The 25469-nt window shown below is 65.1% G+C and carries 24 protein-coding genes and 1 pseudogene; 15 read left to right on the top strand and 10 right to left on the bottom strand.

The window, feature by feature from the left end; genetic code table 11:
- Positions 1-29: 29 nt before the first annotated feature.
- The 4 genes and pseudogenes from AB4118_RS31250 to AB4118_RS31235 all read right to left on the bottom strand — a co-directional run.
- Entirely contained in the window at positions 30-377 is a 348-nt protein-coding gene (locus AB4118_RS31250) for a hypothetical protein (protein WP_441493387.1), read from the bottom strand.
- Positions 378-531: 154 nt separating this feature from the next.
- Positions 532-1344 (bottom strand): nickel-binding protein, encoded by an 813-nt coding sequence (locus AB4118_RS31245; RefSeq protein WP_441493386.1) that lies wholly within the window; start codon positions 1342-1344, stop codon positions 532-534.
- 137 nt (positions 1345-1481) lie between these two features.
- A complete protein-coding gene (locus AB4118_RS31240; RefSeq protein ID WP_441493385.1) occupies positions 1482-1868 on the bottom strand; it encodes a type II toxin-antitoxin system VapC family toxin in 387 nt (128 codons plus the stop codon).
- Positions 1865-2074, bottom strand: a pseudogene (locus tag AB4118_RS31235) (type II toxin-antitoxin system Phd/YefM family antitoxin); the annotation flags it as partial. The pseudogene AB4118_RS31235 and the gene AB4118_RS31240, both read right to left, overlap by 4 nt.
- A 322-nt stretch (positions 2075-2396) precedes the next feature.
- Between AB4118_RS31235 and AB4118_RS31230 the strand changes: the two are divergent.
- The 6 genes from AB4118_RS31230 (at position 2397) to AB4118_RS31205 (ending at position 8917) form a co-directional block, all read left to right on the top strand.
- A complete protein-coding gene (locus tag AB4118_RS31230; protein WP_441493384.1) occupies positions 2397-3449 on the top strand; it encodes a type III polyketide synthase in 1053 nt (350 codons plus the stop codon).
- Positions 3446-3952 carry an isoprenylcysteine carboxyl methyltransferase family protein gene (locus tag AB4118_RS31225; RefSeq protein WP_441493383.1) on the top strand — a complete coding sequence of 169 codons (507 nt, stop codon included), beginning with the start codon at positions 3446-3448 and terminating at the stop codon, positions 3950-3952. The genes AB4118_RS31230 and AB4118_RS31225 overlap by 4 nt, the downstream gene beginning before the upstream one ends.
- A complete protein-coding gene (locus AB4118_RS31220) occupies positions 3936-5495 on the top strand; it encodes a DHA2 family efflux MFS transporter permease subunit (protein WP_441493382.1) in 1560 nt (519 codons plus the stop codon). Before AB4118_RS31225 ends, AB4118_RS31220 begins: the two co-directional genes overlap by 17 nt.
- Before the next feature lie 689 nt (positions 5496-6184).
- Positions 6185-6397 (top strand): hypothetical protein, encoded by a 213-nt coding sequence (locus tag AB4118_RS31215; RefSeq protein ID WP_441493381.1) that lies wholly within the window; start codon positions 6185-6187, stop codon positions 6395-6397.
- A complete protein-coding gene (locus tag AB4118_RS31210) occupies positions 6394-8166 on the top strand; it encodes an alkyl/aryl-sulfatase (RefSeq protein ID WP_441493380.1) in 1773 nt (590 codons plus the stop codon). The genes AB4118_RS31215 and AB4118_RS31210 overlap by 4 nt, the downstream gene beginning before the upstream one ends.
- A 226-nt stretch (positions 8167-8392) precedes the next feature.
- Entirely contained in the window at positions 8393-8917 is a 525-nt protein-coding gene (locus AB4118_RS31205; protein WP_441493379.1) for a hypothetical protein, read from the top strand.
- Positions 8918-9066: 149 nt separating this feature from the next.
- On the opposite strand, the gene AB4118_RS31200 is transcribed toward AB4118_RS31205, so the two are convergent.
- On the bottom strand, positions 9067-10026 hold the full coding sequence (locus AB4118_RS31200) for a PhzF family phenazine biosynthesis protein (RefSeq protein ID WP_441493378.1): 960 nt from the start codon (positions 10024-10026) through the stop codon (positions 9067-9069).
- Positions 10027-10181: 155 nt separating this feature from the next.
- On the opposite strand from AB4118_RS31200, the gene AB4118_RS31195 reads away from it, so the two are divergent.
- Both AB4118_RS31195 and AB4118_RS31190 read left to right on the top strand, forming a co-directional pair.
- Complete coding sequence (locus tag AB4118_RS31195) at positions 10182-11045, top strand: polysaccharide deacetylase family protein (RefSeq protein ID WP_441493377.1); 864 nt, start codon at positions 10182-10184, stop codon at positions 11043-11045.
- Entirely contained in the window at positions 11042-11806 is a 765-nt protein-coding gene (locus tag AB4118_RS31190; RefSeq protein ID WP_441493376.1) for a polysaccharide deacetylase family protein, read from the top strand. The genes AB4118_RS31195 and AB4118_RS31190 overlap by 4 nt, the downstream gene beginning before the upstream one ends.
- Positions 11807-11958: 152 nt before the next feature.
- On the opposite strand, the gene AB4118_RS31185 is transcribed toward AB4118_RS31190, so the two are convergent.
- Positions 11959-12582: an FMN-binding negative transcriptional regulator gene (locus tag AB4118_RS31185; RefSeq protein WP_441493375.1), complete on the bottom strand. Its 624-nt coding sequence runs from the start codon at positions 12580-12582 to the stop codon at positions 11959-11961.
- Positions 12583-12659: 77 nt separating this feature from the next.
- On the opposite strand from AB4118_RS31185, the gene pdxR reads away from it, so the two are divergent.
- Positions 12660-14081 (top strand): MocR-like pyridoxine biosynthesis transcription factor PdxR, encoded by a 1422-nt coding sequence (gene pdxR / locus AB4118_RS31180; protein ID WP_441493374.1) that lies wholly within the window; start codon positions 12660-12662, stop codon positions 14079-14081.
- A gap of 180 nt (positions 14082-14261) precedes the next feature.
- On the opposite strand, the gene AB4118_RS31175 is transcribed toward pdxR, so the two are convergent.
- Positions 14262-14543, bottom strand: a complete 282-nt coding sequence (locus AB4118_RS31175) for a hypothetical protein (protein ID WP_441493373.1) — start codon at positions 14541-14543, stop codon at positions 14262-14264.
- Positions 14544-14935: 392 nt separating this feature from the next.
- Positions 14936-16363 (bottom strand): MFS transporter, encoded by a 1428-nt coding sequence (locus AB4118_RS31170; protein WP_441493372.1) that lies wholly within the window; start codon positions 16361-16363, stop codon positions 14936-14938.
- Between the two features lie 92 nt (positions 16364-16455).
- Here AB4118_RS31170 and AB4118_RS31165 point away from each other — a divergent pair, with 92 nt between their 5' ends.
- The 5 genes from AB4118_RS31165 (at position 16456) to AB4118_RS31145 (ending at position 22943) form a co-directional block, all read left to right on the top strand.
- On the top strand, positions 16456-17118 hold the full coding sequence (locus AB4118_RS31165; RefSeq protein WP_441493371.1) for a helix-turn-helix transcriptional regulator: 663 nt from the start codon (positions 16456-16458) through the stop codon (positions 17116-17118).
- Between the two features lie 251 nt (positions 17119-17369).
- A complete protein-coding gene (locus AB4118_RS31160) occupies positions 17370-19025 on the top strand; it encodes an arylsulfatase (protein ID WP_441493370.1) in 1656 nt (551 codons plus the stop codon).
- A 637-nt stretch (positions 19026-19662) separates the two neighbouring features.
- Positions 19663-20154 carry a MarR family winged helix-turn-helix transcriptional regulator gene (locus tag AB4118_RS31155; RefSeq protein ID WP_441493369.1) on the top strand — a complete coding sequence of 164 codons (492 nt, stop codon included), beginning with the start codon at positions 19663-19665 and terminating at the stop codon, positions 20152-20154.
- Complete coding sequence (locus tag AB4118_RS31150) at positions 20147-21397, top strand: HlyD family secretion protein (RefSeq protein ID WP_441493368.1); 1251 nt, start codon at positions 20147-20149, stop codon at positions 21395-21397. The genes AB4118_RS31155 and AB4118_RS31150 overlap by 8 nt, the downstream gene beginning before the upstream one ends.
- A complete protein-coding gene (locus AB4118_RS31145; RefSeq protein WP_441493367.1) occupies positions 21390-22943 on the top strand; it encodes a DHA2 family efflux MFS transporter permease subunit in 1554 nt (517 codons plus the stop codon). Before AB4118_RS31150 ends, AB4118_RS31145 begins: the two co-directional genes overlap by 8 nt.
- On the opposite strand, the gene AB4118_RS31140 is transcribed toward AB4118_RS31145, so the two are convergent.
- A complete protein-coding gene (locus AB4118_RS31140) occupies positions 22933-23925 on the bottom strand; it encodes an Ldh family oxidoreductase (protein ID WP_441493366.1) in 993 nt (330 codons plus the stop codon). The two genes, AB4118_RS31145 and AB4118_RS31140, sit on opposite strands and share 11 nt — an antisense overlap.
- Before the next feature lie 482 nt (positions 23926-24407).
- Here AB4118_RS31140 and AB4118_RS31135 point away from each other — a divergent pair, with 482 nt between their 5' ends.
- Complete coding sequence (locus AB4118_RS31135; protein WP_441493365.1) at positions 24408-25148, top strand: class I SAM-dependent methyltransferase; 741 nt, start codon at positions 24408-24410, stop codon at positions 25146-25148.
- Positions 25149-25316: 168 nt separating this feature from the next.
- Here the strand turns inward: AB4118_RS31135 and AB4118_RS31130 are convergent.
- A partial coding sequence (locus tag AB4118_RS31130) for a DsrE family protein (protein ID WP_441493414.1) occupies positions 25317-25469 on the bottom strand: 153 nt, incomplete at its 5' end.

The following is a 25469-nucleotide window of genomic DNA, read 5'->3' as shown; positions in this document are numbered from 1 at the left end:
CATCTTGTCATCGCACGGCGTCAATCCGCTCACTTTCGGCGGTCGTGTTGTCGATCTCGTGGCATGCTGCCCCCTATCCGAAGAGCTGCAGAATAGAGGCTGGCCGGGACGATGATGTCTTGCTTCACCAGCCATTTCACCGCTGCTGGCGAGCGCCCCGTCAGGAGCGCGAGTTTTGCTATGTCGATCGGTCGATCGGCGCACGCAGCGGCAAGTGCTTTTCCTGTTGGCGGCAAAAAAATGACGAATTCGGCATAGGACGCCCACCCTTTGATCGACTGCTGATCAACGCGCCAACGAAGACGGGGTTCAATCGCGTATTCCATTCCGTAGTGGGGCTTGCTCGGAGAAGCGGTGATCCAGCTGTCGTTGAACATCACGGGACATCTCCGAACGGGATTTGTAGGCGGTTCGTCGAACCCGGTGCGGGACGGAGTTCAGGCGGCTGGGCGCCGCCACTTCCGGAATCGCCCCCCCTGCGGACATACAGCGCGCCCCTGCGTGTCAAGATCATCAGCGAAAATTATGATCTCAGTGCCAGTTCACCTCGAATGCTGCAACGGGATGCACGAAGCCTTTCAAGGCTTTATGACCAAGAGAAACGAGGGGGAATCGGTTCAAAACCAAAGCCGATACTGCTCCCGACACGACGATGGTGTCAGGTTCCGCCGCCTGACATAGGCGAGCTGCAGTCTGAACTGTCGCTCCGAACAGGTCATTACTGTCGGCAACGGGCTCACCAGCGTCCAACCCGATCCGCACCCGTAACTTCTCCTTACTCGCGAGGTTGAAGGCATCAAAGGCCTGCTGAATTGAACGAGCACAATCCACCGCTGCAGCGACGTCATCGAAAGAAGCCATGATCCCATCCCCGGTGTGCTTGACCTCGCGTCCCCCCTTGTCGTTGAGGGAGCGGCGCACCAGGGAATCATGGGCTCTGGTCATCTCAACCGCCCTTAGATCGCCTAGCCTTGCGGTCATGCCGGTCGAGTCGACAATGTCGGTGAACATGATGGTGCGTAAGGCCGGATCAAACATTGCATGAGGGCTGTCGCCTTTTGGAGCCGGGTCCGAGACGCGACCGAGAAAGGCTTCGACAGCGGAAAGATCTACCTCGATGACATCTTTGGCTAAATCTCCGTGGGCCTCGTCATGCACCCGCATTGCTGCCTGGATGTCAGGTGCGTCTATGAGGCAGAATCCTGTACCCCTTGCTTCGTCGAACCAATAGGTCAGAAATCGTACGCCGTAACGCTCCTGCACCTCCAGATCCTTGCGATGGGCTTCGGCGATGTCGGCTGCGGTCAGACCTCTCAGGTTATGTCGATCAAGAAAAATGGGCATCCTTCTCTCCGTCCCGACATTCCGGCGAAAGGCGAGGATTGAGCCCCCGCAACGGTAATACACGAAAACGGAGTGATGGGCTCTTGCTCTGTGATGGCCGACGCCTCGTCCCGGACCTCGGCATGTCTGCTATCCCGCTACCAAAGGCGTTTGACTGCGAAGCTGTCGAACAATGCTTCGTTCGAAATCAGCACCATGTCCTCGGATTGAGCCTGGGCAATGAGGAGGCGGTCGAACGGATCCTTGTGCGCAATGTTCATCTCGCCGGCCAGCAGTGCGTGGCGGACGGTGACCGCCCGCTCGGCAAAGCCCTGATCTGCGATGATCGCCTCGAAGTCCTGCGCGAGCAGCGCCGCGCCGGGGCACTTGCCAATGCGGAACTTGGTGGCGACCTCCATGGCCGAGGCGGCGCTGACGGCGGTGCTGTTGCCCTCGTCCCCAGTAGCCTCTCGGGCACGGGGGCTCAGCGCCTCGTCACCCGCCAGCCACCAGATCAGAGCATGGGTATCGAGCAGCAGCCTCACGTGAGATTCCAGCCGCCGAGTTCATTCTCGGGCAGCGGCTCGTCGAAGCGCGCATCGACGGCGATCTTTCCCTTGAGTACCCCAAAGCGCCGCTTGCCGCGTGGTCTGACCGGCACCAGGCGCACCACCGGCACGTTGCCACGGGCAATGACCACATCTGCCCCCTCCAGGGCGTCAGCGATCAGTTTGGACAGGTTGGTCTTGGCCTCGTGAACCGAGAACTAGGCCATGAGCATCTCCTTAGCTAAAAATATAGCTAAGGGCCCGCACTGAGCAAGAGCGCTGCCGTTTTCCGGGCTGCTTCAGCCTCCGGTGCACGCGTCTCTCAGCGTGCACAATGTTCCGAGAGGCAAGGCTGAAAGGCCAGTCCAATGATCCCACCGTCTCGTGCCTTCGTCGCATGGCGACGCACGCGGCGTAATACGCAAGCCTGCCTCTGGAACTTGCGGGCTCGCTGAAGCATAGTTGGCATGGCGTTGCAGGTCCGCCCGCATCGGGCGGCACCGCCCGCCATGCCTGGAAGTGGCTATGGCTCACCCGGTCAAGCTCGTTTCCGTCGCGACGGCTGTTCCGCCCCATGAGTTTCGCCAGCGCGATGTGGCGGCAGCCGCCCATCGGAGCTTTGCCGGCCGCTATCCCGATTTCGAGCAGCTTGCGCGCGTCTTCGAAAATTCGGGCATCAGCCGCCGCTATGCCGTCCGGCCGATCGAGTGGTATCTGCAGCCATTGGGATGGCCCGAGCGCAGCGCCGCCTATGTCGCTGGCGCTTGCGACCTGTTCGTGGATGCAACGACGCAGGCGCTGGGCGCCGCCAGACTACAGGCGTCCGAGATCGATACGATCGTGACGGTCTCGTCGACGGGCATAGCGACCCCCAGCCTCGATGCCCGTGTCGCCGAGAGACTTGGCTTCAGAAGCGACGTCGAACGTGTCCCGGTGTTCGGCCTGGGATGTGCCGGCGGCGTATCGGGTTTCTCGATCGCGTCCCGCCTGGCCGCGTCGCGCCCAGGTTCGACAATCCTGCTCGTGGCTGTCGAGATCTGCACGCTGGCTTTCCGACTCGATGTTTTGACGAAGGCCAACATCGTTGCGACCGCCTTGTTTGGCGATGGCGCGGCAGCCTGCATCCTGCAGGCAGGGCCGGATGGCATCGCCACGGTCGAGATGACCGGGCAGCACATGTGGCCCGACACGCTGGATATCATGGGCTGGACGGTCGATCCCCAGGGCTTTGGCGTGATCTTCGACCGGGCGATCCCGCCCTTCGCGGAGGAGCGGATCAACCCAGCCATCGCAGGGATCCTGGAGCGTGAAGGGCTGTCGCTGTCCGACATCGATCTCTTTGCCTGTCATCCCGGCGGGAAGAAGGTGATCGAGGCCCTGGAAAGCGCGTTTTCACTCGCGCAAGGCGCGCTCGACCACGAACGTGCCGTCCTGTCCGACTATGGCAACATGTCGGCTCCGACCGCCCTCTTCGTCCTCCAGCGTGCGATCGCGGCAGGCCTGCCCTCGCGCACGCTGCTGATGGCGATGGGGCCGGGCTTCACCGTGAGCTGCGCTTCGCTGCGGCAAGGGACATGACACCGGCCATCGTCTTGCTGGCCCTGGTGACGGCCGAGCGGATCGGAGAACTCTGGCTCGCGCATAGAAACACGTCTGCCTTGCTCGCCAAGGGCGCCGTGGAGAAGGCTGCCGGGCACTATCCGCTGATCGTCCTGCTGCACGCAACCTGGCTGATCGGGCTTTGGCTGTTCGGTTGGGCGCAAGCGATCCATCTCGGCTGGCTCATGGTCTTCTGCCTGCTTCAGGGGCTGCGCCTTTGGGTTCTGGTGACGCTCGGCCGGCGTTGGACGACCCGCATCATCGTTGCACCATGCGAGAGGCTCGTGGCACGGGGCCCTTATCGGTTCGTGTCGCACCCGAACTACATCGTCGTCATTGGCGAGATCGCCGTCCTGCCGCTGTGCCTTGGCCTCCCATGGTTCGCGCTAGTCTTTTCGATCGCCAACGGCCTCGTCCTGACGATCCGCATCCGCGCCGAGAATACTGCGCTTGAAGAGGCTCGCCATGCCGCCACCGGCTGATGCGATGGGCGAAAGGCGCGTCACCGCTGCGACATGGATCGGCTTTGCCGCCATGTGCATCGGCATGTTCATGGCGATCCTCGACGTGCAGGTCGTCGTCACGTCCCTGCCGACGATCCAGAGCGCACTGGACATTCCGCCCGACCAGATGAGCTGGGTCCAGACCGCCTATCTCATCGCCGAGGTCATCGCGATTCCGCTGACGGGTTTCCTGACGCGCTTTCTCTCGATGCGCTGGCTGTTCGTCGTGGCGCTCGCCGTCTTTACCGCAGCCTCCATCGGCTGTGCGGCGAGCCAGTCGTTCCCGGCCCTGATCGCCTGGCGCGTCCTTCAGGGGTTTTCAGGCGGCACTTTGATTCCCGCGGTCTTTTCGGCTGTCTTTTTGCTCTTCCCGCCGAGCAGGCAGGCCATCGCCACGACGTTGGCCGGCGTCTTTGCCGTGCTCGCGCCAACGGTCGGGCCGATCGTCGGCGGCTGGATCACGCAGACCTATTCCTGGCACTGGCTGTTCCTGATCAACGTCATTCCCGGCGTCGTCTCGGCAGCACTAGCCGCTTTCCTCCTGCCACGTGACAAGCCGAGTCTCATCGAAGCGCGCAAGCTCGATGCCCTGTCTCTGGTGATGATGGCGATCGCGCTGGCAGCGATCGAGATTGCATTGAAGGAGGCACCTCAGCGCGGCTGGATCTCGGGCCTGATCCTGGGGCTGATCGCGCTGAGCCTGGCGAGCGGTCTCGGCTTCATCAGGCGGACTTTGCAGGCCGATGCTCCGATCGTCGATCTGAGAAGCTTTGCGGACCGGAATTTCATGATCGGCAGCATCCTGAGCTTCGTTCTCGGCATCGGGCTGTTTGGATCGGTCTATTTGATGCCGGTCTTCCTGGCCTTCGTGCGCGATCACAATGCGCTCGAGATCGGCGAGATCATGCTGGTGACCGGCGCCGCCCAACTTGCCATCGCGCCGGTCGCCGTCGCTCTGGAGCGTCGTGTCGATGTCCGCCTGTTGACCGGCATCGGCTTTGCCCTCTTCGCCCTCGGCCTGGGACTGAGTGCCTTTCAGACCCCGCAGAGCGACTATGACGTGATGTTCTGGCCGCAGGTGGTCCGTGGCCTGGCCATCATGTTTTGCCTTCTGCCACCGACGCGTCTGGCATTGGGACAGCTTCCCCCGATGCGCGTTCCCGACGCCAGCGGCCTGTTCAACCTGATGCGAAACCTGGGCGGCGCGATCGGCCTCGCCCTGATCGACACCGTGATCTACAGCCGCTCGCCCGTGCACGGCACAGCGATCATGGAGCGGCTGCAAAGAGGCGATGTCGAGACGGCGAAGTTCATCGGCGTGCCCCTCGAACTCATGGCGATGCGGCCGCCTGGGCCGCTCGACGCCCAGGCCCAGGCGCTGCTTCAGCCACTGGTTGAGAAGGCCGCCCTGGTCCTGTCGATCAACGAGGCCTGGGGACTGGTTGCCGTCCTCACGATCGCAGCCATGGCGTTCGTTCCCTTCGCCAGGAAGGTGCCGATCGGCGATCAGGTTCGCGTCTGAGGGGCCTGGCGCCGCACCATGCGAAAAGCATGGTGCCGCCCCGTCTCTTCACCGGCTCGGAAGGGCGCCCAAACCGCGGGGCCGCGCCACTCGTCCCCTGGCCGTGAGCACGTCTCGGGCGGTGGCCGCCTGCCTTTGCGCGACTTTGCACGATCACTATCTTTGATCTCAATGAGATCATTGGAGGCACATCGATGGCGGCAAACCTCTCCGAAGAACTCATGCGCGAAGGCCGAGACGAACGCTGATGGAGCCGGAGATCGTCGAGGCCACGTCGCGACGTCGAAGAAAAAGACGCCCAAGCCGCAGTCGATCTGCGCTCGCGGTTCCGTTTCGCGTCTCCGGAACTTCTCATACGGGAGTGAGCGAACATCCTTTGGGAGAAAACAGCGCGGGGTCAGCTTGAACGCGAAGAAGATCGGATGTCGAGCGCGTGCCATGTTGCTCCTCTTGCCGCAGGGGGCAAAAGCGGCATCGGAGGTGCCGTAGCGACAGATGGAGCACGGACGCAGAGGCCTGATGCATTTTTCAGACTTGACGGCATCTGGCTTACGCGTGCCCCATGCAGTCGATTGGTATAGGCGAAGCACCTTGTTTCTGCGGAATCAAGCATTCACGTCGAGGCACGGCAAAGGAGAATCCCTCACTTCAACGAACCAATCATCAATGATTCAGGAGGAGGCCGTAGGATGTTCTCATCTCGAATTCTCTACTCCGCGTCCCTAGCCGCGATTCTGCTGGGCGCTCTTGCCAATCCCGCCGGCGCCCAGGACGCACGCAAGGACGCAACGGCCAGCACCAAGGCGGCGAACCAGAAATTACTGAACGAGCTGCCCTTCTCCGACAAATCGGATTTCAGAGCGCAAAGCGCGGTCTCGTCGCGCCTTTGCCCGCCGAGATGATCAAAGGCCCTTCGGGAAATCCGATCTGGAATCCCGAGCAATACGGCTTCATCAAGCCCGACGCTGCGGCTCCCGATACGGTCAATCCCAGCCTCTGGCGCCAGTCTCAGCTCATCAATATCAGCGGCCTGTTCAAGGTCACGGACGGACTCTACCAGGTCCGCAACCTTGACCTGTCCAACATGACGATCATCGAAGGCAAGGAAGGCATCACGATCGTCGATCCGCTGGTCTCCGCCGAGACCGCCAAGATCGGACTCGACCTCTACTACGCCCATCGTCCGCGCAAGCCGGTCAAGGCGGTGATCTATACGCATAGTCACGTCGATCACTATGGCGGCGTGCGCGGTGTCGTCAACGAGGCCGATGTGACCGCCGGCACCGTCAAGATCTACGCACCGGAAGGTTTCCTCGAGGCAGCCGTCGCCGAGAATGTCATGGCCGGCAACGCGATGAGCCGGCGCGCCAGCTACATGTATGGCAACCTCCTGCCGCCGGATCCGAAGGGGCAGGTCGGCGCGGGTCTGGGAACGACGACATCGGCCGGCACGGTCACGCTGATCCCGCCGACGGAAATCATCACCAAGACCGGCGAGAAGCGGGTCATCGATGGGTTGAACTACGAGTTCCTGATGGCGCCCGGCTCCGAGGCCCCGTCAGAGATGCTCTGGTATATCGAGGAGATGAAGGCAATCTCGGCGGCAGAGGACGCCACGCATACGCTGCACAACACCTATTCCCTTCGCGGCGCAAAAATCCGCGAACCTCTGCCCTGGTCGAAATATCTCAACCAGGTGCTGACGATGTGGGGCGACAAGGCCGAAGTGATGTTCGCCCAGCACCACTGGCCGTCATTCGGCAATGCCGAGGTGACGAAGTTGCTGCGGAGCCAGCGCGACCTCTACCGCTACATCAATGACGAGACCCTGCGCCTCGCCAATCACGGCTTCACGGAGGTCGAGATCGCCGAGCAATTCAAGTTGCCGAAGAGCCTCGATGCCGTCTGGGCCAACCGTGGTTATTACGGCTCGATCAATCACAACGTCAAAGCGACCTACGTCCTCTATCTCGGATGGTTCAGCGGCAATCCGGCAACCCTGCACGAACTGCCGCCGGTCGAAGCCAGCAAGAACTATGTCGAGTTCATGGGCGGCGCCGCCGCCGTTCTGGACAAGGCCAGGAAGTCCTTCGACAAGGGCGACTACCGCTGGGTCGCTCAGGTCGTCAATCACGTCGTCTTTGCCGACCCGAACAACAAGGAGGCGCGCAATCTCCAGGCCGATACGCTCGAGCAACTTGGCTATCAGGCCGAGTCGGGCCCCTGGCGCAACTTCTACCTCACCGGTGCGAAGGAACTTCGTGATGGCGTGAAGAAGTTGCCGACGCCCAATACGGCGAGCCCCGATACCGTCAAGGCGATGACGCTGGAGATGTTCTTCGACTTCCTCTCCGTGCGGCTGAACCGCGAGAAGGCGGGCGATGCGAAACTCGCCTTGAACTTCGATTTCGGCAACAGCGGCGGGAAATACCTCATCGAGCTGGAGAACGGCGTCCTCAACCACACGAAGGACAAGCAGGCGCCCAACGCCGATGCCACGATAACCCTGGCGCGCGGCGTGCTGGACCAGGTCATGTTGCGTGAGACGACCCTGGACAAGGAGCTTGGTTCGGGGGCGATTAAGCTGACCGGGAGCAAGGACAGGCTGGGTCAGCTCGTTTCCTATCTCGATAACTTCGAGCTCTGGTTCAATATCGTCACGGCGAACTGATCTCGCTCCCGAGAGTTGGGCAGGCGGTCGCATGACCGCCTGCCTGAAGAACAGGTCGATGGGGCCCGTCGAGAGCGGTCTCATCGGTGACAAATCCGCCCCGAAACGCGTGGCCTGGCGCGATGCGCCGGATGAGAATCCAGGCGGCGGCAGGGGCTAGCAACGCTATCGAAGAACCGGGCTGAATTCCGCCGCTTGAGCCCAACGGAATGATCAGGAGAAGCCCATGAAGTCGATCCGGATTTCAAGCGCCGCGTTGGTCGCCATTCTGCTCCTCTTGCCGCTCGAGGCTCAGTCCATGCCCATCGCCTGGGGCGTCAAGGATGCCGCGCCTGATTTCGTGGAGACCGTGCAGCGACGCGGAATGGTCGTCCGGCGCGGGGTGGCGGTCGGTCCAAGGGGAGGCGCCATCGCCCGCCGCGGCTACGTCGCGCGCGGCCCAAGGGGCGTCGTCGCCGGCCGAGGCTATGTCGCCCGCGGCCCGCGTGGAGCCGTCATCGCCGGAGGGCGCGGAGCGGTCGTGCGCCCCGGCTATCGTCCCTATGGCCCGGTTGCCATTCGCGGCGGTTGGGCGCGCCCGGCTTCCTACTGGTGGCACCCGGGAATGGCCGTTGCCTCCGGAGCCGCGATCGGTTTCGTCGGAGCCGCAGCCGCCTCGGCCTATGCGGCCTCGCAGCCACCGGCAGCGGGCTATTGCTGGTACTATACCGATCCGCAGCGCAGCCAGGGCTTCTGGGACGTGTGCCCCTAGATCGCCCTGCGTCCGTTCGGACGCAGGAGCGGCGATCCAGCTCCTTGTTCAGGCACCGGATTTTCGGGGCGATAGCCACCGGACACTCCAGCCCGCCCGTCCCGTGCAGCCGCAGCACTTCGGGGTGAGGCGGCGGCGGGCGAAGGCCCTCAGAGCAGGAGCGTGCCGTCCACGGTGGTGACGCAGGCGCCGCCGACCTGGACTTTGCCGCCCGCATCCACCGAGATCGCGATCGTGCCGTCGCGCCCGACGCAGCGGCCTTGGGCCGCCTCGTAGCGCGTGCCGCCAGCGGGCAAGAGCCCGCGCGCCGCCCGGAACACCGCGACGCTGCCATTGCCGCTGCCGCAGACCGGGTCTTCGTTCACGCCGCAGGAGGGCGCGAAGGACCGGACCTCGATCTCGGGCCCGCTGCCCTCGCGCCTGGCGAAGACCGTGATGCCGGTGACGCCCAGGCGGCGCTCGAAGGCAGCCGAGCGCGCAAAATCTGGTTTCAGCGCCAGCAGCGCCTCTGCGCCGGTGAGTTCGGCGACGAGCCAGACCGCGCCGACATTGACGATGGCCGGGCTCGCCTCGCGGACGATCTCATGGCCGAGGATGGCCTCCAGCTCGGTGAGCTCGCCGGCCGGCAGGGCCGTGACGGTCGCCGGCGGCAGCGCAAGCGTCAGCCGGCGCTCGGCGCCCTCGCCTTCGACCGTGATCGCGACGAGGCCGACCCCGCATTCCTGCACCAGCCTGCCATCGCGCGGGGCAACGAGCCCGGCCTCGATCACCGCATGCGCGCTGCCGAGCGTCGGGTGACCTGCAAAGGGCAGCTCGCTGCCGGGCGTAAAAATCCGCAGCCGGTAATCGGCATCTCCGCGTGTCGGCGGCAGCACGAAGGTGGTCTCGGACAGATTGGTCCACTGCGCGATCGCCTGCATCGTAGCGTCGCTCAGCCCCGTGCCATCGAGAATGACCGCCACCGGATTGCCGAGCAGCGGCTTTGCGGAAAACGCATCGACGACCTTGTAGGCCCGGGCCATGGCATGTCCTCGCATCGTGACGGCGGGATTGGGATAGCCGATCGACAGGGCACTGGCGAGGCCCGAACTCGGGCGCCTGGCGGTCACCGCCGGCTCGGTCATTGCCCCTCGAAAGTGCACATCCCCCTCCGACTTCATTTCGACAGGACATCCGCAGGCGCACCAGGGATAGCGGGCCGTGCCGGTTGCTCGCGCCATCGGACTGTGACACAAATTGGCGCCAATATTTGCGGATATTTCAGATGACGGGAATCGGCATGCAGGACGGATGGGATGCTCGCCCCTCGGGGTCGCTGTGGCCGGATGGCGCGCGAGCCGTCCTCTGCGTGACGATCCATGTCGATGGACCGTCCGTCGAAGCCGGGCGCGGCCAGAATCGGCTCGGCATCAACAGCCGCGGCAACTATGCCCTGCGCCGCGGCGTCGGCCGCTATCTCGACATGCTGGAGCGTCACGCCATCAAGGCGACCTTCTTCTGCTGTGGCTATGATGCCGAGCATTGGCCGGAGCCTTTTCTCAGGATGCATCGTGCCGGCCACGAGATCGCGGCCCATGGCTATCAGCATGAGGGCTTCGATCTCGGCGAGCGCGAGCCGGAGCTTCTGGAAAAGACGCATCGCATCCTGACGGAACTCGTCGGCGAGGCGCCTGTCGGCTGGTGCTCGCCCTCGGGACGCAAGACCGGGCTCACCCTGCCGACCTTGCGCCGCCTCGGCTACCGCTACGATGCGAGCGAAAAGGACGAGGACCTGCCCTATCTGCTCGATGACAGCTTCGCGATCGTGCCCAACAACACCGTCTCGCTCGACGATTTCCCGCTCTATCACAGCGGCGGCGCGCTCGCCTGCGAGGTCGAACGCAACTTCATCCAGGAATTCGACGCGATCCTCGACCGTGACGGCTATGTCCACCTGACGATCCATCCCAAGGCCGGCGGCGGCTCGGGGACACCGGCCCGCGCGGCTGCGGTCGATCGCTTCCTCGCCTATGCCAGGGCCGTGCCGGGCGTGCGCTTCATGACCTGCAGGGAGATCGCGGAGCATTGCCTCGCCGATCCCGCAACCTGGCGCGAGCCGCGCGCGACGGGGCGGGAGGCGCGTTCATGAGCCTTCTCCTCACCGTGAACGTCCATGGCATCGGGCCGGAGGCTGCAACGCTTCCGGAAGCCGAACTGTTCGGCCGCGATGCGCATGGCCGCTACACCTATCGCATCGGCCTGACGCGCGTGCTCGATGCGCTCAGCGATTTCGGCCTGCCAGCGACCTTCTTCTGGCCCTCGAGCGAGGCCCTGCGCATGCCGGCGCTGCTGGAGCGCTGCATGAACGACGGGCACGAAATCGCCTGCAATGGCCGCGCCTTCGAGGAGCATGCCAGGCTGGGGCCTGAGGAGGATGCCGTCATCGAGGAGGCCCATGACATCCTGACCCGGCTGACCGGGCGGGCGCCGATCGGCTTCCGCTCGCCGACAGGGACCCTGTCGGAACGCACGATCCCGATCCTGCAACGGCTCGGCTACCTCTACGATTCAAGCTTCCTCGACGACGATGCGCCGTATTCGCTGGCCGAGCATGGCGGCGCCGGCATGATCGAACTGCCGATCTCGGAGGGGCTGACCGACGCGACGCATTTCCGCCGCCGCGTCACCCAGGACCGGGCCGAGGCGCTGCTCAACGAGGAACTGACGGCCTTGCTGGCCATCGAAGGCTATGCCTGCCTCACCTTCCATCCGCGCGCCGATATCGGCATCGGGCGCGCCGCGCGCCTGCCCATGCTGAAACGCCTCGCGGATCTTGCCGCGGAGCGTGGCGCGAGCCCCGTCCGATGCGGCGAGCTGGCGGGGCGCATCCTGGAGGAAGGGGCCGGTTGAAGCCGGCGGTCAGGGAGGCAGGACCGGCCCGGGAGACCTGAACGCTGCGGATAGGCGGCGCTTCAGCCTGAAGGCGGCATGATGGCCGCAGCCCGGCTGCGATGGCTCAGCCGCGCCGTTGCCGCCTGCTCGAACGTCAGCGCAAGCCATCGTCAGAGCGGGATGAGCGCTCCGACCTCGCGGTCCGTGGCGCGATCGCTCGCCGCCAGACCTGCCGCCACATTGGCGCGGTCGGCCGGGCTGCGGTTCTGGCTGAGCTTGCGCTTGCCCTCCAGCCGGGTGATCGGCAGGCGCAGGCCGATGATGCCGCGCAGCTGCGCCTGCACGAAATCGGGCGGGGCCTCGGACACCGTCCAGGGCTTGGCGCGCTCGCCCTCGTGCAGGTTGGTCAGGCGGGTCACGACGTCGAGAAGGCGCGTCGCGTCGTCGAAGAACTCGATCGGGCCATAGGCATGGACTGCGACATAGTTCCAGGTCGGCACGACCTTCCCGGTCTCCTGCTTGGTCTCGTACCAGGAGGGCGTAACATAGGCGTCCGGGCCCATGAAGATCGCGAGCGCCTCGCCCAGCGCCGTGGTCCGGCCCTGCGGGTTGGCCTTGGCGAGATGGCCGTAGAGCACGCCATGCTCGCCCTCGTTCTCCTCGAGGAAGAGCGGCAAGGGCGTCGCCAGCACGCCATCGGCCGTGCCGGTGACGAGAGTGGCAAGCCTGCAGGCGCGGATCGTCGCCCTCACGCTGTCCCTGTCATCGTCACGGAAGGCTGGCGGGGTATACATTTCTGGAACTCCTTGTGCTGCCAGGAGAGATGCGCCCAATCTGGCTTTCTGGAAACGGCCAGTTCCAAAGGTTTGATGTGGTCCAGTTCACTGACGGCGTCGCGCGCCGGATCATCGCGGCGATCAAGGAACAGATCCATGCCGGCGCCTACCAGCCCGGCGACCGCCTGCCGTCGACCCGGACCTTTGCTGCCGAATGGGGCGCGTCCCGCACGACGGTGACACTCGCCTATGGCCAGTTGATCGCCGAGGGCTACCTGATCAGCCGGGCCGGCGCGCGGCCGATCGTGGCCAAGGGGCTCGGCGCGGCAGCGCCTGTGCCGGCGCGGCTCTCCGCACCCCGGCATCTTTCGGATTTCGCACAGCGATTGCTCGCCCTGCCCCGGCCGGCCGCGACGCAGCCAGCCCCGATTGCGGATTTTCGCTATGGCGATCTCTCCGGCGCCGATTTTCCGGTGCTCGCCTGGCGCCGCGCCCTGAACAGGGTCAGCCTGCGACGTAGCCTGCGGCTGCGCTATGGCGATCCGCAAGGAGCGCCTGCGCTTCGCGCCGCGCTGCAAGGCTATCTCTGGCGGGCCCGCGGCATCACCTGCTCGGCCGAGCAGATCATCATCGTCAACGGCTCGCAGCAGGGGCTCGATCTCTGCGCGCGGCTGCTGCTCGACCCCGGCGACGCCTTCGTGATCGAGAACCCCGGCTATCTGCTCGCCCGCCACGCCTTCGCGGCAGCCGGCGGCATCGCCCGCCCGGTTCCGGTCGACCGGGATGGGCTGGTGACCGATGCCCTGCCCCCGGCTCGGCTCGCCTACGTCACGCCCTCGCACCAGTTTCCGCTCGGCAGCGTTCTCTCGGCGACGCGCAGGCGCGCGCTGCTGGCCTGGGCTGCAGACAGCGGCGCCTCGATCATCGAGGATGATTATGACGGCGAGTATCGCCATGACGTCGCGCCGATCCCGCCCTTGCAGGCGCTCGAGCCCGACGCGGTGATCTATGCCGGGACATTCTCCAAGACGCTCTCGCCGGCGCTGCGCCTCGGCTATCTCGTCGTCCCGCCGTCGCTTACCCCCGCCTTTGTCGAGGCGAAGCGCCTGACCGACCGGCACACGCCTCTCCTGGAGCAGGAGGCGCTGGCCGATCTCCTGAGCGAGGGCGCCTATGAGCGCCATGTCCGGAGCATCCGCCGGAGCAATGCCGAGCGACGGGCCGTGCTGCTCCAGGCCCTGGCCGAGGAGCTTGAGCCGATCGTGACCATCGAAGGCGCCGATACGGGCCTGCATGTCGTCGCCTGGCTCACGGATGTCGCGGCCGAGCGCGAGCCCGGGATCGTCGCGGCCGCACGCGCCGCCGGCGTCGGGCTCTATCCGGTCTCGCCGCTCTATGATCCAGCCGGGCCCCGGCCCCGCGAAGCCGGGTTCATTCTCGGCTATGCCGGCCTCGACCTCGACGCCGTGAAGAAGGGCATCGCGCTGCTGGCGCCTCTCCTGGCCGGACAGCGCTGAGACGCGGGACCGGCGGGCGCGCCCGGCAAGGCCGCCAGGCCCGCTCCGGACCTCGCCCAGCCGGACCGGATGTCAGGTATCACGCGAATCAGGCCATCCAAGCCATTGCCAGGATGAGACTTTCCAGATCTGATCGGCCTCTGCCTCATCGCCCTTGCCGGCCAGGCGACACGATCGGCCTCAGTGGTCGTTCCAGTACTGCGTCATGCACCAATAGGTGAAGGCCGAGGTCCAGCCGATCACCACCAGCCCCGACAAACCCTCGACGCCGATGAAAATCCGCAAGGGGCCGAAGGGCAGCGCGTTGCTGCTGCCGAGAGAGGCGTAGGATTCAAAGGAGACATAGAGCGATTGCTGGAATGACACGGGAATGCCGATCCCGAACACCTCTTCATTCACGGCAACGGAGAGCAGCCAAAGCAACAGCGCAAAGATCAGGATCTGAATGAGATGACTGACCATGCTTCCGGCAACAACGAAGACAATTCTCTGCCTTGGCGCGACGGAAAGATGCGCCGCGCTGCCCGATATCAAACGCAGGAACTCGTAATGGACAAGTATACACCCGATGGCGCAGACAGCCGCTGCTAACGAGAACAAGTACATAGCGATGTCCTGACCTGGCACCTACGCTTGCGCATCGGGTTGTGTTGACCAAATGCGGCTCCAGCGTGACCTCCCGGCGGCGGTGCTCAAGCATCGGCAGGCGCGATGGATTGCAGCTCTTGGGAAAGCCGATGCAATCACAGCCGCTTAGATCATCGCAGCGGATACCGAATCGGGTCCGATGAGTGAAGCCTTGAGCCGTTATGTCGCTTCAACTTAGCGAGAGCAGCTGCGCGCTTGGGACTGCTCTACGCCCCGGCTCCCGAGCCGGGACTGGCGCGCCGCTGCCGGTAGAGCCGGACGCTCGCCAGCCATGCCAGGCCGGCGGCGATGGCGAAACAGGCCGGAACCCAGAAGGCCGCATTCCCGATCTCGGCTTCGGTGACGGCCGAGGCAAAGCCGCTGGCATTCGCGACCACGCCCGCCAACGCCGCGCCAAGGGCCAGGCCGGTCTGCTGGATGGTCGGGACGGCGGAGGCGGCCGCCGCCTCGTCCCCGGGCTTTGCGCCGTTCATGATCGTCGGGCCGACAAAGGGCCAGGCCTGCCCGATCCCGATGCCGAGCACGACGACGGCGGGGATCAGGGCGTAGCTCGGCGCCGGGCTCTGCAGGAGCAGGCCCAGCGCGATCAGGCCGCCGGCCATAAGGACGGGGCCCGAGAGCAGCAGGCGCCTCGGCCAGGGACCGGTCAGGCCGGAGACCAGCACGGACGCGATCGTCCAGGCCAGCGAACCGCTAGCAACCATGAACCCGGCCTCGAGCGGATCGAGGCCCCGCAGCCTTTGCAGGAAGACGGGCAGATAGATGTGCAGCGGGCTGAAGGCGATGCAGAGCAGCAGGATGAGCCAGAGGCCGATGCCGGTCTCGGTCCTGAACGAGAACGCATCGCTCGGCAGCAGGCGCACCGGTGCTCCGCGGTCGAACCGCAGCATCAGGGCGAGCGCTGCGACCGCCACAAGGATGAGGCCTGCCTTGGCGCTGGCCGCCTGGACGAGCGATGCCGCCGACATCGCCGTAATTGCCAGGCAGATCAACCCGATCCGACCGGCCGGAAGGCGCGACGCACTGGTGCGCTCTGCCGATCGGTTCGCAGGCAGCACGAGCGCGGCAGCCACCGCCAGGATGGCCGAGAGGATCACGGTCACGATGAGGGCGCCGCGCCAATGGCCGGCGCGTGCGAACAGGCCGCCAACGAGCGGCCCGGCGAAGACGGAAATCGTCCAGCTCGTCGCCATCAGTGCGATGACCCGCGGCCAGAGTCTCGGGGGGAAGATCGCCCGCACCGCGGTATAGGCCGCCCCCACTTCGAGACCGCCGCCGAAACCCTGGACAAGGCGCGCGGCTATGACCCATTCCATGCTCGCCGCGAACGAACAGACCAGCGCGCCCAGGCCAAAGATCACCACCCCGACGCATAAGGTGTCCCGGACGCCGTATCGGGTCGTCAGCAGGCCAGCCCCGCTGGCCGCCACGATCGAGGCGCCGACATAGGCGGTCGCGGGCAGGCTCAGCATGCCCGCGCCGCCGAGTTCGGCGGCGATCGAAGGCAGCACCGTCGTCAGCAGCAGGGAGTTCATCGACTGCAGCAGCACGCCGCTCATCAGGATCGCGAGAGTCGGCAGCCAGGTCCAGTCCAGAAGATCCCGCCATTGCGTGGCAGACGCGTCCCGATCCATGTCCGTCTGTCCCCGCCCGCGGCGCGCCATGCCTTGCATCGACTCGCAAGGTGATTTAATTTAGAAACCAATCGCTATCTAAATTGAGAGCCATGAGTCAAGACAACGACAGCCAAGGCCAGGGCGACGAGCGCAGCCGGGAGCGGATGCTGTTCCATCTGAAGACGCGCGGCGCGCAGATGGCGGCGGCGATCGCGGCGCGGCTCGACATGACGCCGGCTGGCGCAAGGCAGCATCTGCTCAAGCTCGAAGCCGACGGCCTGGTGACGAGCCATGACCGGCAGGAAGGGCGTGGCCGGCCGAAGAAATACTGGGCGCTCTCGCGGCAGGGACATGACCGGTTCCCCGACCGTCATTCCGACCTGACGCTCGACCTGCTGCAGTCCGTCCGGACTGTCTTTGGCGAGCCCGGGCTGCAGCAGCTGATCGCACACCGCGAACAGGCCTGCCTCTCCGCCTATCGCGCGCATGTCGGTGAAGGCGCCCCCCTTCGGCGCAAACTGGCCGCGCTCGCCGAAATCCGCAGCCGCGAAGGCTATATGGCCGGAATTGTCGAGGAGGAGCCCGGCCGCTTTCTGTTCATCGAGAACCATTGCCCGATCTGCGCGGCGGCGACCGCCTGCCAGGGCCTGTGCCGTTCGGAGCTGGCGATCTTCCGGGCCGTTCTCGGGCCGGATGTCGAGGTCGAGCGCATCGAGCATATCCCGGCGGGCGCGCGCCGCTGTGCCTATCGGGTCCGTTCGCTCCCGGCCTGAATCCGCTGGGGCGCCAAATCGAGACAAGCCGGCACTCCTCTTGCGGCGGCCATTGCCCCAAATGACTGAGGCATCCAGTAGCGTCCGGTCGAACGGCCGCGCTCACGCCCGTAGCAGCGCTGGCATTCGCCCTCTGCAGGACGAGCAAAGGCTCCCCTTCTTGCGCATGAAGTAGCCAGCGGGCACAGTGCCTCTGCTTGGACCACGCTATCTCCTTCCGCCGTTTCTGCTGCATATGAAGGGATTTTGCTATGAATCCGAAGGCTACGCCGGCTGAACTCCCGGGTAATACTGAAAAAATCGTCGATCGCCGCAGCATCCTGCTCGGAGGCACAGCGCTCGCCGCGGCGGGGCTGTCGGGCTCGGCCGCGATCGCCCAGGCGCAGCCCGCGCCCGCGGCACCGGCGGGCTCCGCAGGGCGCAAGCCCAACATCGTCGTGATCTTCGGCGACGATATCGGCATTCCCCAGATCAGCGCCTACACCATGGGCATGATGGGCTACCGCACGCCCAATATCGACCGCATCGCGCAGGAAGGTGCGATCTTCACCGACAGCTATGGCCAGCAGAGCTGCACCGCCGGCCGCGCCTCCTTCATCCTCGGCCAGGAGCCGTTCCGCACCGGTCTTCTGACCATCGGCATGCCGGGCGACCCGCACGGCATCCAGGACTGGATGCCGACCATTGCCGACGTCATGAAGACGCAAGGCTATGCGACCGGACAGTTCGGCAAGAACCATCTCGGCGACCGCGACGAGCACCTGCCGACGCGGCATGGCTTCGACGAGTTCTTCGGCAATCTCTACCACCTGAATGCCGAGGAAGAGCCCGAGGGCTACTTCTATCCGAAGGACCCGGAGTTCAAGCGCAAGTTCGGCCCGCGCGGCGTGATCAAGTCCTCGGCCGACGGCAAGATCGAAGATACCGGGCCGCTCAACACCAAGCGCATGGAAACGGTCGACGAGGAGTTTTTGGCCGGCGCCAAGGATTTCGTCGACCGGCAGGTGAAGGCGAACCGCCCCTTCTTCCTCTGGTTCAACTCGACCCGCATGCATGTCTTCACCCATCTGAAGAAGGAATCGATGGGCAAGACCGGCAAGGGCATTCATGCCGACGGCATGGTCGAGCATGACGGCATGGTCGGCGAACTCCTGAAGCAGCTCGACGATCTGCGCATCGCCGACAATACGATCGTGATCTACACGACCGATAACGGCGCCGAGCTCGCGCTCTGGCCGGACGGCGCGATGACGCCGTTCAAGAGCGAAAAGGGCACGACCTGGGAAGGCGGCATGCGCATTCCCATGATGGTGCGCTGGCCGGGCGTGATCAAACCCGGCACGCAGTACAACGACACGATCTCGCTGATCGACTGGTTCCCGACGCTCTGCGCCGCCGCCGGGGCGGGAGACATCAAGGAGAAGATGAAGGCCGGCTTCACCGCGGGAACCAAGACTTTCAAGGTCCATCTCGATGGCTTTGATTTCGGGCCCTATTTCAAGGGCGAGGTCAAAACCGCACCGCGGGACGCCCTGTATTATTTCGATCAGGGCGGAAATCTCAACGCCATCCGCTGGAACGACTGGAAGCTCAGCTTTGCCCAGTCAAAGGGCAATATCGCGACGGGCACACGCGAGGTCACGGCCTGGGCGATGATCACGAACCTGCGCATGGATCCCTATGAGCGCGGCATTGAAGAAGGCGGCGGAGCCATGACGTTTCTGGCCCAGAACATCTGGCTGCTGGTGCCCATTCAGGGCAAGATCAAGGAGTTCTTCTCCGATTTCGACCAGTATCCCTACCAGACGGGCAACTCGCTCAATGCCGGCAACATCAACTACGGCATGCTCAGCCAACAGGCCGCGATGAAGCGGCTCAAGGAACTGGAATCGCTCCGGCCTCGCTGAGAAACCGATGGTCCGCGCTGCCCCGGCATCCTTCGCCAGGGCAGCGCGAGCGGGCCCTAAATGCCGGCCAGTCCGCCGAGATGAACGAGCCCGACGCATTCTCCTCTCGCAGCTCCGATGGCAGACCCCCGACTGCCTTTGCCTCGACCTTTACACCGCGCCGGGCCCTGGCGCCGGGCTATGCGACAAACACAGCGCCAGAGCTGGTCGCTTTGACAGCCCGAACGGGCTCCACAACCGCCAGCGACGAACTCAGCTACTGGGGCAACGCCGCCAAATTACGACGCAAATCGGGAGCGCAGCTCCATAATTGCAGGGATGATACCGCGTCACATCGCTTCTGAACCAAGCCGTCTTGCTGGGACCACGGCAGGTCGGTCGGACGCTGATCGCGCCAAGTTGACCGAGCCGACCCCCGAGCGACGCATCGTGATCAATCCGGGCGTCGAGCCATACCCATTCCGGGACGCAATCGACGTGAGGCCGCTCGACCATGCCGGCCGAGCGTTGAGCGGGGGCTGAGCCGCGGTCGCATGGCGATGCCCCAGCGAGGCCAACGCGGCATTGAAACTGGCCTGCCGGGTCGGGCGCATTGCAGAACCTAAGCTAAAATAATATATGGATGCTTATGAACAGCATGCCTAAAGCCCTGACCAAAGAGCAGCCCTCGCGCACTGTCGGCTTCCTCCTGCACGATGTCGCGCGGCTGCTGCGCAAGCGCTTCGAGCAGAATGCCCGCGGGTTCGGGTTGGAGCTGACCCGGTCGCAATGGCAGGTGCTGGCCTATCTCGACAAGAACGAGGGCATCCGGCAGGGCGGCCTCGCCGAGTTGCTCGAGGTCGAGCCGATCACGCTCGGCCGCATCCTCGACAAGCTCGAAAGCTGCGGGCTGATCGAACGCCGGCACGACGCCACGGACCGGCGCGTCTGGCGGCTCTCCCTCACCGAAAAGGCCGGGCCGACCCTCGCGACCATGCGCGAGCTCGGCGAGATCACCCGCGCCGAGGCCTTCGCCGACACCTCCGAAGCCGAGCGCGAGGCGCTCCTCGCCCTGCTCACGACGATGCGTGGGAACCTCTCGGCGGCCTGTGCGATGCCGCCAGCCGTAGGACCGAAGACCGATGGATGACACAGCGAGACAACCCGACCCCGTCCGGAACGACGGCTCGGATCCTTCTGCGGCCAGCAACGTGACCGAAATCCGCCGCCCCGAGCCGAGGCTGCCTTCGGCTCAGCCCGCACCTGCCGCCAAGGCTCCCGAGACCGCAGCGCAGGCTCCGATTGCCCCTGCCGGCGCCGCTCCCGCCGCCAAGCCGCGCAATCTGAAGCGCTCAATCCTCTTCGCGTTGCTGCCCGTCGCGCTTGCCGCGGGCGGCTACTGGTATGTCGTCGGCGGGCAGGTCATGTCGACCGACAACGCCTATGTGCAAGCCGACATCGTCGGCATCTCGACCGACGTCGCCGGCATCGTTGGCGAAATCGACGTGCGCGACAACCAGCAGGTCAAGGCCGGGGACGTTCTGTTCAAGCTCGACGACGCGCAGTTCCGCTTCGCCCTCGACCGGGCGAACGCGCAGATTGGGGTGGTCCGCAACGATCTTGAAGCGCAGAAGGCGAACTACAAGGCGATGCAGAGCCAGATCGCCCAGGCCAGGACCGACATCGATTACTACACCACGGCTTTCAAGCGGCAGCAGGACCTCGCGACCAAGGCGGTCGCCTCGCAGGTGACCTATGATTCAGCCAGGCACGATCTCGATGGCGCCGTGCAGAAGCTCGCGCAGCTCCAGAGCCAGCTCATCGGTATCGCCGCCAGCCTGAACGGCAATCCCGATGCGCCGATCGAGGACCACCCTCGCTACAAGGACAGCGTCGCAGCCCGGGCCGAGGCCGCCCGCCAGCTCGATCACACCGTGGTCAAGGCGCCGATGGACGGCATCGTCACCAATGTGCCCTCGCTGCAGAAGGGGCAGTACCTTGCCGACGCGACAGTCGGCTTCAGCCTAGTCTCGGCCGACCATGTCTGGATCCAGGCGAACCCCAAGGAGACCGAGTTGACCTGGGTCCGCCCGGGACAGAAGGCGCGGGTCTATGTCGACACCTATCCCGGCGCCGAATGGACCGGCACGGTCGACAGCATCAGCCCGGCCTCGGCCGCAAGCTTTTCGCTGCTGCCGGCCCAGAACACCAGCGGCAACTGGGTCAAGGTCGTCCAGCGCATCGCCATGCGCGTCAAAATCGACACGCCCGCCGGCAAGCCGCTGTTGCGGGCCGGCATGAGCGTCGTGCTCGATGTCGATACCGGCCGCGCCCGCGGCCTGCCCAGCTTCGTCTCGGACCTCTTCGGCAAGACCGAGACTCACAATGGCTGAGAGTGTCGCCACGGCGGCGACCCCCGTGGTCGCCAATCGCGGCGCCATCACCGTCTGCGTGATCCTCGCCGTGATCATGCAGGCTCTCGACACGACGATCGCGAATGTCGCGCTGCCCTATATCCAGGGCAGCGTCTCGGCGAGCGCCGATCAGATCAACTGGGTCCTGACCTCCTATATCGTCGCGGCCGCGATCATGACGCCGCCATCGGGCTTCCTTGCCGCCCGCTTCGGCAGGAAGCGCGTGCTCTCGGTCGCGATTATCGGCTTCGTCGTCGCCTCGATGCTCTGCGGCGCCGCGCAGTCGCTGACTCAGATCGTCGGCTTCCGCCTGCTCCAGGGCTTCTTCGGCGCCGCCCTGGTGCCGGTGTCCCAGAGCATCCTGCTCGACATCTACACGCCGGAGGAGCGCGGCTCGGCGATGGCGCTGTTCGGCGTCTCGGTCATGGTCGGCCCGGTGCTCGGCCCGGTCATCGGTGGCTGGCTGACCGAGAACATCTCCTGGCGCTGGGTCTTCTACATCAACCTGCCGCTCGGCGCATTGGCCCTGGCGGGCGTCGGGATCTTCGTCACCGAGACGAAATCGAACGTCTTGGCCAGGCTCGACTGGATCGGCTTCGGCGCGCTCAGCCTCGCCATCGCCTCGCTCCAGCTCTTCCTCGACCGCGGCGCCCAGCTCGACTGGTTCTCGTCGCTCGAGATCATCGTCGAGGCGACGGTCTGCGTCGCGGCGATCTACATCCTCGTGGTCCATACCCTCACGGCAGAGAACTCCTTCATCAAGCCGCGCCTGTTCCTCGATCGCAATTTCAGCGTCGGCATGATCTTCATCTTCATCGTCGGCATCACCTATCTCGCTTCCCTGGCGTTGATGACGCCCTATTTGCAGACGCTGATGGGCTATCCCGTCGTCACCGCCGGCGTCGTCATGGGCCCGCGCGGCATGGGCACGATGCTCTGCATGTTCCTGGTCGGACGGCTGATCGGCAAGGTCGACATCCGCATCCTGCTCGGCGCCGGCCTGGCCGTCAGCGCCTGGGCGATGTACGACATGGCCGGCTGGACCCCGGACGTCTCGCAGCAGACGATCATCGTCACCGGCTTCATCCAGGGTGCGGGCTTGGGCCTGCTCTTCGTGCCGCTGACCACCGTGACCTTCTCCACGCTGCAGCCGCAGGATCGCGGCGACGCCACCGGCCTTTACAACCTGTCGCGCAATATCGGCTCCAGCGTCGGCATCTCGATCGTCAGCTATCTGCTCACCCGCAACGTCCAGGTGAACCACGCCGAGATCGCGACTTACGTCACGCCCTTCAACCGCATCTTCGAGATGCCGGCGATCAAGGATGCCTGGGATCCGCTGACGCTGGCCGGGCGCGCCGCGCTCGACGAGGTCATCACCCGGCAGGCGATGATCATCGCCTATATCGACGATTTCAAGCTGCTGATGATCCTGTGCCTCGCGGCCATGCCGTTCCTCGCCCTGCTGGTCACCTCGAAGCAGAAGAAGGCGCCGTCGGATGATCATCCGGTGGTCATGGAGTAGCGCGCCGCTGGCCCAGCCCGAGGGAGTATCGCGCGATCGCCTCCACCAGCGCGTCGGGCAGCTCGATCTCCTGGCGAGCCGGCCTTTGTCCGGGAATATGGACGCCCTTGCCCGCCAGGCGCGTGAGATGCGCAGCCAGCCGGGCTGAAAAATCCGGAGCGAAGAGCTCCGGCTTCAGCGCGACGACCAGGAGCCCGACGCCGGGGGATCGGCTGCCGCCGGCGAAGGACGGCGCATCGAGCGACCAGTTCGCGCCGGTGACGCCGGCTGCCAGGGTTTCCACGATCAGCGCGATATTGGCGCCGCGCTCGCCCCCAAAAGCGAGAAGCGCTCCGGTGAGCGCCGCGCGCGGATCGGTGGTGGGTTGGCCGCTCGCATCCACGGCCCAGCCCGGCGGTATCGCCTCGCCGATCTCGGCGGCCTGCCTGATATTGACGAAGGCCGTCGCGCTCGTGGCCTGGTCGATGACCAAGGGCTGGCCGCCCGCGACGGGCGCGGCGAAGGAGAGCGGGTTGGTGCCGTAGACCGCCTCCTGGCTCTTGCCCGCCGCCACCAGCGCCGGCCCATTGGCAAGGGCAAGCCCGATCAATCCCGCTTCGGCGAGCCGGCGGGTGTAGTAGCCGAGTTCGCCGACCGTGTAGCTGTTCGCCTGGATCAGCAGCGCGAGGCCGTAGAGCCCGGCGCGCGCCTGCAATTCAGCAAAGGCGAGATCGAAACCGAGCTGGGCGATGCCTCCCCCGGCTTCGACCCGGATCGAGGCCGGGGTTGGAAAGCTGATCCCCGGGGTGACGGAGCCCGCGATCCGCCCGGCCGCGAGACCATCGAGATAGTCCAGGAGATGCGCGAACCCGACAGAGGAACGACCCGACACTTCCGCAGCGATCGTCGCATCCGCGAGCGCTGCTGCGACAGCATCGTTGCCTCCAGCGGCCAGCACGGCGTGGCGCGCCATCTCGCGCGCGCCGTCTATCGTCATTCGCATCGCGGCCCCCGCCCCCGCAAAAGCTGTGGCCCCATACCGGGGAAGAGCGGGGTTAAATCCAGCCTTGCGTTACGTCAACGACTGGAGCGGACGATCTCCGGACTGAAATGGCTGCCGCAAAATGCGCCGGCGTGACGCACCGAGTTTTCGGACATCCCTTGAAATGCGCTGCGGCGTTGACAGGAATCGTGCCGTTCCCGATAAATCCGGCATGGTCGAGACGGATACGCATATCGTTGCCCGCGCTGCCGGCATCCCAACAGGCGGGATGCGGGACAGCCGATCGCCGCGTTAACACACGCGTATCGCGCCCCTGCAGCCTCGCCGGAAACGGACGGGGCCTTTGTCACGCCTGTGCCTCGTCCCATCGGCTTGGATCATCGCATTCCCATCGATGATCCAAGCTTCTGTGATCGCATCGGCTTTGCCCCGAAAACCGCAATCCACTTTTCGGGCCGATGCCTTGGGATGGAGTGAAAGACTTGGCACAGAACATCTATGACAACCCCGAATTCTTCGCCGGCTACAGCCAGCTTCCCCGACAGGTTCATGGTCTGGCCGGCGCGCCGGAATGGCCGGCGATCCGCGCCATGCTGCCCGGCCTGACGGGCAAGCGCGTCGTCGATCTCGGCTGCGGCTTCGGCTGGTTTGCCCGGTGGGCGCGCGAGCACGGGGCCGGGTCCGTGCTCGGACTGGACGTCTCCGAGAAAATGATCGCCCGGGCGATCGCAGATACCAGCGACCCAGCGATAACGTACCGGATTGCCGATCTCGAGTTGCTGGACCTGCCCCCGGCTGCGTTCGACTTCGCCTTCAGCGCGCTCACCTTCCACTATATCGCGGATTTCGGGCGCCTGCTGCGCATGGTGCATCGCTCGCTTACGCCAAACTCGCAGTTCGTGTTCACGATCGAACACCCGATCTACATGGCAGCGACGCATCCGCGCTGGTGGACCGACGAGGACGGCCGCAAGACCTGGCCGGTGAACCGCTATGCGATCGAAGGTGAGCGCCGGACCAACTGGCTCACCGACGGCGTGCTCAAATATCACCGGACGTTAGCGACGACGCTCAACACCTTGATCGCAACGGGGTTCTCGATCCGCCAGGTCGAGGAATTTGCTCCCACAGCCGATCAGATCGCCGAGAACCCGGGCCTGGCGGAGGAATGCGAGCGGCCGATGATGCTGCTGATCTCCGCGGAGCGATCAGCGAGCGACTGATCGGCCGCGGCCATTCGCAGGACACTCTCGGCAACGGGGACGTTCCGTTGCCGAGAGGTTTGGTGGGGGAGCGCCTGGCACGACGCCGCGCGCTCTCCCCGCTAGCACGCAGTTGTAACGGGCATCGGCTGCGCCAAAAGCCGCAATCCACTTTTGGTCGCCGATGCTTCAGGGCCTGACATAGGTCCAGCCTTTCTCCTGCAATTCCATGACGCGCACGACGCCGGATTTGACCAGCGTCGCCTCGGGGATCAGGCCGATCTCCTTGTTTTCCGTCTTGCTCATGTTCTCCTGGGTGTTGCCGCAGGCCTTGAATGAGAT

The sequence above is a fragment of the Allobosea sp. 2RAB26 genome (assembly GCF_052115465.1).
Taxonomy (GTDB): domain Bacteria; phylum Pseudomonadota; class Alphaproteobacteria; order Rhizobiales; family Beijerinckiaceae; genus Allobosea.
The sequence above is the reverse complement of the archived record's forward strand: the minus strand, read 5'-3'. Positions and strand labels throughout refer to the sequence as shown.

Bases quoted from the DNA above. Each gene is read 5' to 3' on its own strand.
- AB4118_RS31250 (WP_441493387.1), bottom strand. From the start codon at position 377: ATGTTCAACGACAGCTGGATCACCGCTTCTCCGAGCAAGCCCCACTAC.
- AB4118_RS31245 (WP_441493386.1), bottom strand. From the start codon at position 1,344: ATGCCCATTTTTCTTGATCGACATAACCTGAGAGGTCTGACCGCAGCC.
- AB4118_RS31230 (WP_441493384.1), top strand. From the start codon at position 2,397: ATGGCTCACCCGGTCAAGCTCGTTTCCGTCGCGACGGCTGTTCCGCCC.
- AB4118_RS31225 (WP_441493383.1), top strand. From the start codon at position 3,446: ATGACACCGGCCATCGTCTTGCTGGCCCTGGTGACGGCCGAGCGGATC.
- AB4118_RS31220 (WP_441493382.1), top strand. From the start codon at position 3,936: ATGCCGCCACCGGCTGATGCGATGGGCGAAAGGCGCGTCACCGCTGCG.
- AB4118_RS31215 (WP_441493381.1), top strand. From the start codon at position 6,185: ATGTTCTCATCTCGAATTCTCTACTCCGCGTCCCTAGCCGCGATTCTG.
- AB4118_RS31210 (WP_441493380.1), top strand. From the start codon at position 6,394: ATGATCAAAGGCCCTTCGGGAAATCCGATCTGGAATCCCGAGCAATAC.
- AB4118_RS31205 (WP_441493379.1), top strand. From the start codon at position 8,393: ATGAAGTCGATCCGGATTTCAAGCGCCGCGTTGGTCGCCATTCTGCTC.
- AB4118_RS31195 (WP_441493377.1), top strand. From the start codon at position 10,182: ATGACGGGAATCGGCATGCAGGACGGATGGGATGCTCGCCCCTCGGGG.
- AB4118_RS31190 (WP_441493376.1), top strand. From the start codon at position 11,042: ATGAGCCTTCTCCTCACCGTGAACGTCCATGGCATCGGGCCGGAGGCT.
- AB4118_RS31185 (WP_441493375.1), bottom strand. From the start codon at position 12,582: ATGTATACCCCGCCAGCCTTCCGTGACGATGACAGGGACAGCGTGAGG.
- AB4118_RS31175 (WP_441493373.1), bottom strand. From the start codon at position 14,543: ATGGTCAGTCATCTCATTCAGATCCTGATCTTTGCGCTGTTGCTTTGG.
- AB4118_RS31170 (WP_441493372.1), bottom strand. From the start codon at position 16,363: ATGGATCGGGACGCGTCTGCCACGCAATGGCGGGATCTTCTGGACTGG.
- AB4118_RS31165 (WP_441493371.1), top strand. From the start codon at position 16,456: ATGAGTCAAGACAACGACAGCCAAGGCCAGGGCGACGAGCGCAGCCGG.
- AB4118_RS31160 (WP_441493370.1), top strand. From the start codon at position 17,370: ATGAATCCGAAGGCTACGCCGGCTGAACTCCCGGGTAATACTGAAAAA.
- AB4118_RS31155 (WP_441493369.1), top strand. From the start codon at position 19,663: ATGCCTAAAGCCCTGACCAAAGAGCAGCCCTCGCGCACTGTCGGCTTC.
- AB4118_RS31150 (WP_441493368.1), top strand. From the start codon at position 20,147: ATGGATGACACAGCGAGACAACCCGACCCCGTCCGGAACGACGGCTCG.
- AB4118_RS31145 (WP_441493367.1), top strand. From the start codon at position 21,390: ATGGCTGAGAGTGTCGCCACGGCGGCGACCCCCGTGGTCGCCAATCGC.
- AB4118_RS31140 (WP_441493366.1), bottom strand. From the start codon at position 23,925: ATGCGAATGACGATAGACGGCGCGCGCGAGATGGCGCGCCACGCCGTG.